The organism is Microbacterium sp. BH-3-3-3 (assembly GCF_001792815.1).
In the GTDB taxonomy this organism is placed as follows: Bacteria; Actinomycetota; Actinomycetes; order Actinomycetales; family Microbacteriaceae; genus Microbacterium.
This window is the reverse complement of record NZ_CP017674.1, coordinates 1392683-1405318: the sequence shown is the minus strand read 5'-3', so window position 1 is coordinate 1405318 and position 12636 is coordinate 1392683. Positions and strand designations below refer to the sequence as shown.

At 70.2% G+C, this 12636-nt stretch carries 9 protein-coding genes; all 9 read left to right on the top strand.

Going from position 1 to position 12636, the window contains the following annotated elements; translation table 11 throughout:
* Positions 1–63: 63 nt before the first annotated feature.
* The 9 genes from BJP65_RS06575 (at position 64) to tuf (ending at position 12529) form a co-directional block, all read left to right on the top strand.
* The gene (locus BJP65_RS06575) at positions 64–1029 is read left to right on the top strand and encodes a MoxR family ATPase (protein ID WP_070408613.1); all 966 of its coding nucleotides are present in this window, start codon (positions 64–66) and stop codon (positions 1027–1029) included.
* Between the two features lie 43 nt (positions 1030–1072).
* Entirely contained in the window at positions 1073–2449 is a 1377-nt protein-coding gene (locus BJP65_RS06570) for a DUF58 domain-containing protein (RefSeq protein ID WP_070408612.1), read from the top strand.
* Positions 2446–4959 carry a transglutaminaseTgpA domain-containing protein gene (locus BJP65_RS06565; RefSeq protein ID WP_083285750.1) on the top strand — a complete coding sequence of 838 codons (2514 nt, stop codon included), beginning with the start codon at positions 2446–2448 and terminating at the stop codon, positions 4957–4959. Before BJP65_RS06570 ends, BJP65_RS06565 begins: the two co-directional genes overlap by 4 nt.
* The gene (locus BJP65_RS06560) at positions 4956–6701 is read left to right on the top strand and encodes a DUF5684 domain-containing protein (protein ID WP_070408611.1); all 1746 of its coding nucleotides are present in this window, start codon (positions 4956–4958) and stop codon (positions 6699–6701) included. The genes BJP65_RS06565 and BJP65_RS06560 overlap by 4 nt, the downstream gene beginning before the upstream one ends.
* Entirely contained in the window at positions 6698–7768 is a 1071-nt protein-coding gene (locus tag BJP65_RS06555; protein ID WP_070408610.1) for a hypothetical protein, read from the top strand. The genes BJP65_RS06560 and BJP65_RS06555 overlap by 4 nt, the downstream gene beginning before the upstream one ends.
* A gap of 354 nt (positions 7769–8122) precedes the next feature.
* The gene (gene rpsL / locus BJP65_RS06550; protein WP_017201609.1) at positions 8123–8491 is read left to right on the top strand and encodes a 30S ribosomal protein S12; all 369 of its coding nucleotides are present in this window, start codon (positions 8123–8125) and stop codon (positions 8489–8491) included.
* A 5-nt stretch (positions 8492–8496) separates the two neighbouring features.
* On the top strand, positions 8497–8967 hold the full coding sequence (gene rpsG, locus BJP65_RS06545) for a 30S ribosomal protein S7 (RefSeq protein WP_055833595.1): 471 nt from the start codon (positions 8497–8499) through the stop codon (positions 8965–8967).
* A 92-nt stretch (positions 8968–9059) separates the two neighbouring features.
* Positions 9060–11174, top strand: coding sequence for an elongation factor G (gene fusA, locus BJP65_RS06540; RefSeq protein ID WP_055833598.1), 2115 nt, complete (start codon positions 9060–9062; stop codon positions 11172–11174).
* 161 nt (positions 11175–11335) lie between these two features.
* The gene (gene tuf, locus BJP65_RS06535) at positions 11336–12529 is read left to right on the top strand and encodes an elongation factor Tu (RefSeq protein ID WP_055833601.1); all 1194 of its coding nucleotides are present in this window, start codon (positions 11336–11338) and stop codon (positions 12527–12529) included.
* The last annotated feature ends 107 nt before the right edge of the window (positions 12530–12636 follow it).

The following is a 12636-nucleotide window of genomic DNA, read 5'->3' as shown; positions in this document are numbered from 1 at the left end:
CCCGTCCGCCGACGTCCGGCACCCGACACCCCGCCCCCCCCGCCACAGGAAGACACCACCGACATGACGATCACCCAGGAGCAGGCCACCTGGTTCTCCCAGACCTTCTCGCAGATCGCCGACAACGTCGAGCGCGCCGTCCTCGGCAAGCGGCACGTGGTCGAACTGGTGCTCACCGCCATGCTGAGCGACGGACACGTGCTGCTCGAAGACGTCCCCGGCACGGGCAAGACCTCGCTCGCGCGCGCCGTCGCGCAGTCGGTGCAGGGCACGAACACCCGCATCCAGTTCACCCCCGACCTGCTCCCCGGCGACATCACCGGCATCACGGTCTACGACCAGAAGACGGGCTCGTTCGAGTTCCACACCGGCCCGATCTTCGCCAACATCGTCCTCGCCGACGAGATCAACCGCGCGAGCCCGAAGACGCAGTCGGCGCTGCTCGAGGTCATGGAAGAGGGCAGCGTCACCATCGACGGCGTCTCGCGCGAGGTCGGCGTGCCGTTCCTCGTGCTGGCGACGCAGAACCCCGTCGAGCAGGCCGGCACTTATCGCCTGCCCGAGGCGCAGCTCGACCGCTTCCTCCTGCGCACCTCGCTCGGCTACCCCGACCACGCCGCGACCATCCGCATCCTCGACGGCGGCGCCGTCGCCACGGCCGACCTCCGCCCGATCATCACGCCGCAGGCCCTCGTCGGCATGGCCGACCTCGCGGCATCCGTCTACGTCGACGCGCTCGTGCTCGACTACATCGTGCGACTCGTGGATGCCACCCGCACGGCCGACGAGGTGCGGCTCGGCGTCAGCATCCGCGGTGCGCTGGGTCTCACCCGCGCGACGCGCGCCCGTGCGGCGTCGCAGGGCCGCACGTACGCGACCCCCGACGACGTGAAGGCGCTCGCCGTGCCCGTGCTCTCGCACCGGCTGATCCTTCACCCCGAGGCGGAGTTCGACGGCGTGACGCAGGAGGCCGTCGTGGGTCAGGTGCTGCTCGACACCCTGCCGCCCACGCAGCGCGAAAGCGCGTGACGATGGCGGTGGCCGTGGCATCCTCACCTCCGGGGGTCGGGTCATGCCCGATGTGAACCTCAACGAGTCGAGTCTGACGCGCACGTCGGCCGGCACGGTGGCGACCGGCTCGCGCACGTCGATCACCTCGACGTCGACCCGCCGGCAGCGCCGGATCGTGCGCGCGGTCGTGCAGGTCGCCGAGGCCTGGCGCGTGGCGACCGAGGCGGTGGCCGCGGCTGCGCGGTGGGCGGGCAGAACTGTGCGCCCGGCCGGTGCCGTGGTCGTGGTGTCCGCTTCGCTCGGGCTGGTGTTCGGACTGATCTTCGGCTGGGTCGAGTGGATGGTCGCGGGCAGCGCCGCCCTGCTGCTGCTGGTGATGGCCGTGCCGTTCCTGTTCGGCGCGCGCGCGTACGCCGTCGACCTGGCCCTCACCCACGAACGCGTGGTCGCCGGCCACGGGGTGACCGGCGAGATCGTCGTGCGCAACGAGAGTGCGCGCCCCACGCTCCCCGGTCGTCTCGACATCCCGGTCGGCCGTGGGCTCGTCGAGTTCGGGGTTCCCCTGCTCCGCCCGGGTCAGGACACGACCGAGCCGCTCGAGATCCCACCGCTTCCGCGCGGGGTCGTGCGGGTCGGCCCCGTCACCACCGTGCGCAGCGACCCGATCGGTCTGCTCCGGCGCGAGCACGCCTTCGACGACGTGCACGAGGTGTTCGTGCACCCCCGCACGGTGGGGCTCCCCTCCACCAGCGCCGGCCTCATGCGCGACCTCGAGGGCAACGCCACCCGCCGCCTCGTCGACGCCGACATGTCGTTCCACGCGATCCGCGAATACGTTCCGGGGGACTCCCGGCGCCAGGTGCACTGGAAGTCGACGGCGAAGACGGGCCGGCTGATGGTGCGCCAATACGAGGAGTCCCGTCGCTCGCGCATGGCGGTGGTGCTCGCCGCCGCGACCCAGGAGTACGCGGATGCCGACGAGTATGAGCTCGCGGTGTCGGCCGCCGCCTCGCTGGGTATCCGGGCGGTCCGCGACGCGCGCGACATCGACATCGTCACCGGGTCCGAGATCCCGCGCGTGGTGAAGGGGCGCCTGCGCGCGATCCGCCATGTGCCGGTGATCTCGCCGCGTGCTCTGCTCGACGGGTTCAGCGGACTCGACCGGCACGAGAACACGATGCCGGTCGAAGACGTCTGCCGTTTGGCATCCGAAGCCAACGAGCGCCTCTCGATCGCGTTCGTCGTCGTCGGGTCGGCCGTGCCGCTCGGGCGTCTGCGGCAGGCCGCGTTGGCGTTCCCGGTCGACACGGCGGTCGCCGCCGTCATCTGCGACGAACGCGCTCATCCGCGCATGCAGAGCATCGCGGGTCTGACGGTGCTGACCATCGGCACCCTCGACGATCTGTCCGGGCTGCTCGCGCGGGGAGCCACGTCATGAGCGCGCAGCGCCGAGACACCTCGGCCCGTCGTCGACGCGAGGCGTCGTCGGTTCCGCGACGGGTCGCGGGGGCGTTGTTCACCGCCGCGTGCATCGTGCTGGCGGCGGTCGCGGCGTGGCCGATCTACGCGTCGGCGTCGTTCCTGGTGCTGGTCGTGGGGGCGTCGATCGTCGCGGGCGCGGTGGTCGCCCTCGTCGCGTGGCGGCGCGGGGGCGGGTGGGCGCTCGCGGGCGGTCTGGCGGGGGCGTTCGTGCTCCTCGCGGTCCCGCTCGCCGTGCCGTCGCGCCTCACCTCGCCGCTCGACGTGCTGCGCGGCCTCGGAGAGGCCCTCGCCGGGCTCGTCGTCGCGTGGAAGGACCTGGTCACGGTCGACCTGCCGGTCGGCTCGTACCGCAACCTGCTCGTCCCCGCCCTCGTCGTCTTCCTGGTCGGCACGGGGGCGACCCTTGCGCTGGCGTGGCGCGGCGACCGTCGCGCGACCGGTGCCGTCGTGAGCGGTCTGGCCATGGTCGGCTTCGGTCTGTTCTTCGGCCGCACCGCGACCAGCGCGCCCCTCGTCGTCGGTCCGCTGACGTTGGCGTCACCGGTCGAGACGGCGGTCGGACTGTGCGCCCTGCTGGTGGCGGTGCTGTGGCTGGCCTGGCGCGCGCACGACGAGCGCCTCCGCGCGCTGCAGCGAGCGAGCGACGTGTCGGCGGCTCCAGTCGCGCCCGGCAGGTCGGCCACCGACCGTCGCCGCGCGGCTCTCGGGGTGGCGATGCTCGGGGTCGCGGTGGTCGCCACGACCGCGGTCGTGCCGTGGGTGGCGCGGGATGCCGACCGGCAGGTGCTGCGGTCCGCCGCCGGCCCCGACGCGCAGATCGCCGAGGCGGTGAGCCCGTTGGCCCAGTACCGCGCGATGTTCGCCGACGCCCGCGCCGATGACGTGCTGTTCCGCGTCAGCGGCGAGGGTTCCCTGCCCGAGCGCATCCGTGTCGCAACTCTCGACACGTACGACGGTGAGATCTTCCGCGCCTCCGGCGACATGGGCGGGGGCTTCCTGCGCCTGCCGTCGGTGCGCGACGCGGGGGAGGGACGCTCCGTCGACGCCGACGTCGAGATCGTCGACGGCGACGGGATCTGGATGCCGACCGCCGGGAGCCTCGCCTCGGTGACGTTCGAGGGGGACCGGCGCACCCTGCTCGCCGACCGGTTCTACTACAGCGCCGCCGCCGAAGCCGGCGTCCAGACCGCCGACGGAGGCCTGAGCCAGGGCGACCGCTACCGGCTGTCGGCCGTCGAACCGGAGGCCGTCGACCTCGCGAGCCTGACCCCGCCGGGCGTGGCCGACGGGGTGTCGGGCGGAGACAACCTTCGGCGCTGGGTGCAGGAGCACGCCGCCGGCTCCGACGGGGCCGCCCTGCAGTCGCTGGTGCAGATGCTCCGCGCGCGCGGATACCTGAGTCACAGTCTCGCGCCGCAGGGCTCGGCGACCCCGGCCTGGGCGGCCGAGCTTCCCGGGTACCAGGTGCAGCCGAGCGCCTCCGGGCACTCGCTGGCCCGCATCGACGCGATGTTCGAGCGACTGCTGGAGCGGGAAGAAGATCCACGGGCCGAGACCTCGGGCAACTTCGTCGCCGCCGTCGGCGACGACGAGCAGTTCGCCGTCGCGACCGCCCTCATCGCGCACGAGCTGGGATTCCCCGCACGGGTCGTGGTGGGCACCCGCCTCGTCTCGGCCGACGCCGAGCTGTCCACGTGCGCGGCCGGCGAGTGCCGCGCCCGTGATCTGAGCGCGTGGACCGAGGTGCAGGGCGTCGACGGGCGCTGGGCCGCCATCGACGTCACGCCGCAGTGGGAGCAGTCGCCGAGTCTCGAGGTGACGCAGCAGCAGGACCCCGAGAACGTCACCGAGGTGCGTCCCGACACCGTCGAAGAAGTGGTGCCCCCGGCGCCCGTCCAGGAAGACAACGCGCTCGACGACGACGTCCCCACCGACGACGGCCTCGATCTCGCCTGGCTCTGGCCCGTGCTGCGGGTGGCGGGGATCACCGCGCTGGCGCTGCTGGTGCTCTTCGGCCCGTTCCTCGCCGTCGTCATCGCGAAGGTGCTGCGCCGGCGCGGGCGCCGCCGTGACCCCGACCCGCGTGCCGCCATCGCGGGCGGGTGGGACGAGTACGTCGACGCGGGCATCGACGCCGGCCGGACCGTACCCCTCGCGCCGACCCGCAGCGAACTGGCTCGAGCCTTCGCCACCCCGTCCGCGACCCGTCTGGCCGAAGACGCCGATCGGGCGGTGTTCGCCCCCACCGCGGTGAGCGCTGACGAGGTCGCGGCCTTCTGGCGCATCGTCGACGCGGATCGCCGCGTGCTGCTGCGTCAGCGGGGTTTCTGGCGGCGCGTCCGCGCGGCCGTATCGTTGAGATCGTTCCTGCGGTTCCTCGCCCCACGCCGTCCGCGGCGGGGGTCGCCGCATCGCGACGAGAGGGGGAAGCGTCCTACCGCCCCGGCGGGACGCGACACGACATGACCGATTCCACCGGCTGGATCCTCGGCGCGGCTTCGCTCGCGCTCGCCGTCATCCTCTACCTCTGGCTCGCGCTCGCGCTCGCCGCGGTCTTCCGCAAAATCGGGGAGCCCACGTGGAAGGCCTGGATCCCCGTCCTGAACGTCGCGACGGTGCTGAAGCTGGGCGGCTTCTCGCCGTGGCTCGTGCTGCTCAACATCGTCCCGATCTTCGGCGGGATCGCTTTCATCGTCGTCTTCATCGTCGCGGTGCATCGGATCTCGGTCGGCTTCGGTGCCGGCGCGGGCCTGACCGTCGTGGGTGCGCTGTTCCCCGTGATCTGGGCGAGCATCCTCGGCTTCGGCTCGGCGCGCTGGGAGGGCGACGACGCGGCCGCCCCCCGCTCGGCCGTCGACGAGGATTCCGCCCCGGCGCGTCGAGGTCGTGACTTCGACGGGCCGTACGTGCCGCTGATCGGCGGCTGGACGCCCGACCCCGCGGACGCCGCCCGCGATCAGGATGCCGCGGGCCCGGCCGAGTCCGTGCCCGTCGCTGTGCCGGGCACGGCGCCGGTCGCCGTGCCGTTCGCGGCCCCCTCCGGATCGCTCTCCGACGCCGCCCCGTCGCCGAGCGACTGGGCCCCGCCCGCCGACCTCCGCCCCGCGAACTTCGACGGTCCGCGCCGCGCGAGCGGGTTCCCGCCCGCCGCCGACGTCCCGTCGACCGCGACCTCAGAGGCCGACGCGCAGCCCGCATCGCACGCCGTCGAGCCCGCCCCCGTCGCCCCGGCTCGCGTCGCCCCGACCCCGCCGGTACCGACGTCGGTCTTCGACGTGCTCGACGCGTTGCGCGACGAGGCTCCCGCCACCGGGGAGACCTCTCTTCCGCGCGAGCCCGCGGCCGGCCCCTCGGCCCGCGGTGAGGTGCGACCGGACTCGCGCGAGACCGAAAACGACGCCTCTGGCGTCCGCGACGACGGCTTCTCCCCGGTCAGCGACCGCCCGCTTCCCGGCGCACCGGCACGCGGCGACGCGGCCCCGGCGTGGACCCCTCCCGCGACGTTCTCCGACGCCGCGTCGGCCGCCGGCGTCGACGAAGACTCCGACGGTTCCGAGGAGGCGCCGTGGGCGAACCCGCCGCGGCGCACGCCGCGACCGGATGCCGACGGCGCGACGCCCGCGGCGGGCGCTCCGCTCACGCGTCCGGCGCCCGAGCCCGTCCCCGCGCCGCGCGCAGCGGTCAGCGCCGTTCCCGACGACTTCCCCGAGCTGTCCGAGGCCGTGTCGGCGGTCTCGGAGGCCCCGGATGCCGGGTCGCCGCGATCGGCGCGCACCTCGGTCTCGGCGTTGTACACCCAGCCGGAGGTGCCGTCCGATCAGGCCGACGACGACTTCGACGAGCTCGATCGCACCGTCGTCACGCGGCGCAAGCGCATCCCGTGGGCACTGATCCCGCCGGGTGGTACCCCCGTCGACCTCACCTCGTCCGTCGTCATCCTGGGGCGTCGCCCGGCCCTCGACCCGTCGCGCCCGGACGCGCAGCTCGTACCGATCTCGGATGACACCCGCACGGTGTCCAAGACGCACGCGCGCCTCGAGCTGCGCGGCGACACCTGGTTCGTGACGGATCTCGACTCGACCAACGGGGTGCTCTTCGCCACCCTCATGGGGACCGAGGTCGAGGCCCCTCCGGGGGAGGAGATCGAGGCCGGCGAACGCTTCTTCCTCGGCGACGCGGAGGTGCGTCTGTCGCGGAGGGACGTGTGAGCGGCCCCTACGACCGCCCCGACGATCCCGACGAGGTCACCCTCTGGTCCGGTCGGCTGCGGCCCTGGCCGGCGGCCCCGGTCCCCGAGGGAGACGTCGACGACGAGACGGTGCGCTCGGGTGGGACCGACCTCGACGACGACACCGTGGTGTCGGGTCGCTTCGCGCACGACGACACAGTGCGTTCGGCGCGACCCGAGGTCGACGACGACACGCTCCGGTCGGCTCCTGCCCTCCCCGACGACGACACGGTCGTATCGCGATGCGCGCGCATCGACCCGGGCGCGGCCGCCTCGGATGTCGACCCCGTGGATGCCGATGACCCGGCGGACGCGTCCACCACCACCGCTCCGCGCCGTCCGCTCGCGTCGATCCCCGACCTCGATGAGGTGACACGGCGTCGCCCGGCGCCGGTGCCCGATGTCGACGAGGTGACTCGTCGCCGTCCTGCGTCGGTCCCCGAGATCGATGAGGTGACACGGCGTCGCCCGGCGCCTGCTCCCGATGTCGACGAGGTCACGCGCCGTCGCCCGGCCCCGGCCGCGACCCCCGCCCGAACCCCCGACGTCGACGAGGTGACCCACCGCCGACGCGTCGCGCCGGACTTCGACCTCGACGACACCACCGCGCCGGGCGTGCGAGCACGTTCTGCCACTCCCGACGCCGCGTCCCCCACGACGCCACCTGCTCCCGACCTCGACGACCAGACCGCCTCGGGCGCTCGTCGCCGCGCGGCGCGCGCGGTAGGCGGCGCCGCGGCACCCGACCGCGAGTCGCCCGCTCGCACCTCGTCCGACCTAACCGCGCCCGACCGAGAGGTGCCCGGCACCGTCCGCGCCGCGCACATCCCGATCGCGGGGGAGCAGCAGGCCTACGCCCCGCGCACGGGCGAACCGGTGCGGGTGGAACGCCGCCCATCGGCATCCGCGGTCCGTTCCGAGGCCGACGTGCCCGCCAGCCGTCGCCGCACGGGTCGTCGCGGTGCGCTCCGCGCGCTGATCCTCGCGGGCGTGATCGTCGTGCTGCTGGGTGTCGCGGTCGCCGCCGCGGTACTGCTGCTCGGCTGAGCACCCGGCACCCGGCACACTCCCAGCCCGAGGGGCCGCACACGTTTGCCCCGCTCCCGGGGAGCGCGTATCATTGGCCGGGTGTGCGTTCACGCGCGCCGTGCGTCATGCCTCCGGGCAGGTCGTTCGGATCAACGCTCGCACCATCTCAGGGATTGGCCTGCGAACAGGTCACCCCCACGGCATATCCACCACGACCGCGTCCGATCATTCTGGCGCGTGGCGGATTCCACGTGAGCCCGACACGTCACGGATCGCAAGATCCACGACGTTTCGGGGGAGACACGACGCTGTCACCGTGCAGCACCCTGCGCAGAACCGCAAGGAACCGCGCAGCACAATCAAGGAGAGAACGTGCCAACCATTCAGCAGTTGGTTCGCAAGGGCCGCTCGCCGAAGGTCACAAAGACCAAGGCTCCCGCGCTGAAGTCGAACCCCCAGCAGGCCGGCGTGTGCACCCGCGTGTACACGACGACCCCCAAGAAGCCGAACTCGGCCATGCGCAAGGTCGCCCGCGTGAAGCTGCGCAACGGCACCGAGGTCACCGCCTACATCCCCGGCGAGGGCCACAACCTGCAGGAGCACTCGCTCGTGCTCGTCCGCGGCGGTCGCGTCAAGGACCTCCCCGGTGTCCGTTACAAGATCGTCCGCGGTGCACTCGACACCCAGGCCGTCAAAAACCGTAAGCAGGCTCGCAGCCGCTACGGTGCGAAGAAGGGCTGAGTCAGATGCCTCGTAAAGGTCCCGTCACCAAGCGTCCGGTCGTCAACGACCCGGTCTACGGTGCTCCGATCGTCAGCCAGCTGGTCAACAAGATCCTCGTCGACGGTAAGAAGTCGATCGCAGAGTCGATCGTCTACACCGCCCTCAAGGGTGTCGAGGCGAAGAACAGCCAGGACGCCGTCGCCACGCTGAAGAAGGCGCTCGACAACGTCCGTCCCACCCTCGAGGTCAAGAGCCGCCGCGTCGGTGGCTCGACCTACCAGGTGCCCGTCGAAGTCAAGCCGCACCGCGCGAACACCCTCGCGCTGCGCTGGCTCGTGAGCTACGCGAAGGGTCGTCGTGAGAAGACGATGACCGAGCGTCTGCAGAACGAGATCCTCGACGCCTCGAACGGCCTCGGTGCCGCGGTCAAGCGCCGCGAAGACACCCACAAGATGGCCGAGTCGAACCGCGCCTTCGCGCACTACCGCTGGTAACAGCTCCTTCTTCGACGGGCTCGGGCGGCCGACCCGGCCCGCGAGCCCGTCGAAGAACCCACGACATCCGCCACCACACGTAAGGACACCCCGTGGCACAAGACGTGCTCACCGACCTCACCAAGGTCCGCAACATCGGCATCATGGCGCACATCGATGCCGGCAAGACGACGACGACCGAGCGCATCCTGTACTACACGGGAACCAACCACAAGATCGGCGAGACGCACGACGGCGCTTCGACGACCGACTGGATGGAGCAGGAGCAGGAGCGTGGCATCACGATCACCTCCGCTGCTGTGACGTGCTTCTGGGACAAGAACCAGATCAACATCATCGACACCCCCGGGCACGTCGACTTCACCGTCGAGGTGGAGCGTTCGCTCCGCGTGCTCGATGGCGCCGTCGCCGTCTTCGACGGCAAAGAGGGCGTCGAGCCCCAGTCGGAGACCGTGTGGCGTCAGGCCGACAAGTACAACGTCCCCCGTATCTGCTTCGTCAACAAGATGGACAAGCTCGGCGCGGACTTCTACTTCACCGTCGACACCATCATCAACAAGCTCAAGGCGAAGCCGCTGGTCATCCAGCTGCCCATCGGCGTCGAGAACGACTTCATCGGTGTCGTCGACCTCGTCGAGATGCGCGCACTCGTCTGGGCGGGCGACGCCAAGGGTGATGTCACCATGGGCGCCAAGTACGACATCCAGGAGATCCCGGCCGACATGGCCGACGTCGTCGCGAAGTACCGCGAAGAGCTCCTCGAGACCGTCGCCGAGACCGACGAAGAGCTCCTCGAGAAGCACTTCGGTGGCGAAGAGCTCACCGTCGCCGAGATCAAGGCCGCGATCCGCAAGCTGACGGTCAACTCCGAGATCTACCCGGTGCTCTGCGGCTCGGCGTTCAAGAACCGCGGTGTGCAGCCCATGCTGGACGCCGTCATCGACTACCTGCCGTCGCCCCTCGACGTGCCGGCCATCGAGGCGCACGACCCGAAGAACGAAGAGACGATCATCGAGCGGCACGCCGATCGTGAAGAGCCCTTCACCGCGCTGGCGTTCAAGATCGTCACGCACCCCTTCTTCGGTCGTCTGACCTACATCCGCGTGTACTCCGGTCACCTCGACTCGGGCGCGCAGATCGTCAACTCGACGAAGTCCAAGAAGGAGCGCATCGGGAAGATCTTCCAGATGTACGCCAACAAGGAGAACCCGGTTCCCTCGGTCACCGCCGGTCACATCTACGCGGTCATCGGCCTCAAGGACACCACGACCGGCGACACCCTCTGCGACGCGCAGAACCAGGTCGTCCTCGAGTCGATGACGTTCCCCGAGCCCGTCATCGAGGTCGCGATCGAGCCGAAGACCAAGGCCGACCAGGAGAAGCTGGGTCTCGCGATCCAGAAGCTCGCCGAAGAAGACCCCACGTTCCGTGTCGAGCAGAACAACGACACCGGCCAGACGGTCATCAAGGGCATGGGCGAGCTGCACCTCGACATCCTCGTGGACCGCATGAAGCGCGAGTTCAAGGTCGAGGCCAACGTCGGCAAGCCGCAGGTCGCGTACCGCGAGACGATCAAGAAGACCGTCGAGCGTCACGACTACACGCACAAGAAGCAGACCGGTGGTTCGGGTCAGTTCGCCAAGATCCAGTTCGCGCTCGAGCCCCTCGAGGTCACGGCCGAGAAGATCTACGAGTTCGAGAACAAGGTCAGCGGTGGTCGTATCCCCCGCGAGTACATCGGACCCACCGACCAGGGCTTCCAGGACGCCATGAACGTCGGCGTGCTCGCCGGCTACCCCATGGTGGGCGTCAAGGCGATCCTGCTCGACGGCGCGTCGCACGACGTCGACTCCTCGGAGATGGCGTTCAAGATCGCCGGCTCCATGGGCTTCAAGGAAGCGATCCGCAAGGCCAACCCCGTCATCCTCGAGCCGCTCATGTCGGTCGAGGTGCGTACTCCCGAGGAGTACATGGGCGACGTCATCGGTGACCTCAACTCGCGTCGCGGACAGATCCAGTCGATGGAAGATGCCCAGGGCGTCAAGGTCGTGCGGGCGCTCGTTCCGCTGTCCGAGATGTTCGGCTACATCGGCGACCTGCGCTCGAAGACCTCGGGCCGTGCCGTGTACTCGATGGAGTTCGACAGCTACGCCGAGGTTCCTCGCGCCGTTGCTGACGAGATCGTCCAGAAGAACAAGGGCGAGTAACACCTCCCTCGCGGATGCCGGGAGCCCCTGCTTCGGCACGGGTTCCCGGCATCCACTCAAACTGAATACCGACTCTCTAGTAATCTGAGAACAACCCCCGCGAAGAACCGGTCGCAATCCAGTGCCCGAGACCTCGCAACCAACGTCCTGAGGAGGACCCAGTGGCTAAGGCCAAGTTCGAGCGGACCAAGCCGCACGTGAACATCGGAACGATCGGTCACGTCGACCACGGCAAGACCACGCTCACCGCTGCCATCTCGAAGGTGCTCGCCGACAAGTTCCCGTCGGCCACCAACGTTCAGCGTGACTTCGCGTCGATCGACTCGGCGCCGGAAGAGCGTCAGCGTGGTATCACGATCAACATCTCGCACGTCGAGTACGAGACCCCCAAGCGCCACTACGCGCACGTCGACGCGCCCGGCCACGCCGACTACATCAAGAACATGATCACCGGTGCCGCGCAGATGGACGGCGCGATCCTCGTGGTCGCCGCCACCGACGGCCCGATGGCTCAGACGCGTGAGCACGTGCTGCTCGCCAAGCAGGTCGGCGTTCCCTACCTGCTCGTCGCGCTGAACAAGTCGGACATGGTCGACGACGAGGAGATCCTGGAGCTCGTCGAGCTCGAGGTTCGCGAGCTCCTCTCGTCGCAGGACTTCGACGGCGACAACGCCCCCGTCGTCCGCGTCTCGGGCCTCAAGGCTCTCGAGGGCGACGAGCAGTGGGTCAACGCCATCGTCGAGCTCATGGAAGCCGTCGACGAGTCGATCCCCGACCCGGTGCGTGACAAGGACAAGCCGTTCCTCATGCCCATCGAGGACGTCTTCACCATCACGGGCCGTGGCACGGTCGTCACGGGTCGCGCCGAGCGCGGTACCCTCGCGATCAACTCCGAGATCGAGATCGTCGGCATCCGCCCGACGCAGAAGACCACGGTCACGGGTATCGAGATGTTCCACAAGCAGCTCGACGAGGCCTGGGCCGGCGAGAACTGTGGTCTGCTCCTTCGCGGCACCAAGCGTGACGACGTCGAGCGTGGCCAGGTCATCGTGAAGCCCGGTTCGGTCACCCCGCACACCAACTTCGAGGGCACGGCGTACATCCTGTCCAAGGAAGAGGGCGGCCGCCACAACCCGTTCTTCACGAACTACCGCCCGCAGTTCTACTTCCGCACCACCGACGTGACCGGCGTCATCACGCTGCCCGAGGGCACCGAGATGGTCATGCCCGGTGACACCACCGAAATGTCGGTCGAGCTCATCCAGCCGATCGCCATGGAAGAGGGCCTCGGCTACGCGATCCGTGAGGGTGGCCGCACCGTCGGCGCCGGTACGGTGACCAAGATCGTCAAGTAAGTCTCTTTCGACTTCACTCGGCACAGGCCGGGCCTTCGGGCCCGGCCTTTGTCGTTTCCGGATGCCGTCGGCTCGCTGTGACATTCCTGTCGCGCGCGAGAACGACG

Coding starts and splice junctions, on each gene's coding strand:
- BJP65_RS06560 (WP_070408611.1), top strand. CDS start 4,956: ATGACCGATTCCACCGGCTGGATCCTCGGCGCGGCTTCGCTCGCGCTC.
- rpsG (WP_055833595.1), top strand. CDS start 8,497: ATGCCTCGTAAAGGTCCCGTCACCAAGCGTCCGGTCGTCAACGACCCG.
- BJP65_RS06575 (WP_070408613.1), top strand. CDS start 64: ATGACGATCACCCAGGAGCAGGCCACCTGGTTCTCCCAGACCTTCTCG.
- BJP65_RS06570 (WP_070408612.1), top strand. CDS start 1,073: ATGCCCGATGTGAACCTCAACGAGTCGAGTCTGACGCGCACGTCGGCC.
- BJP65_RS06565 (WP_083285750.1), top strand. CDS start 2,446: ATGAGCGCGCAGCGCCGAGACACCTCGGCCCGTCGTCGACGCGAGGCG.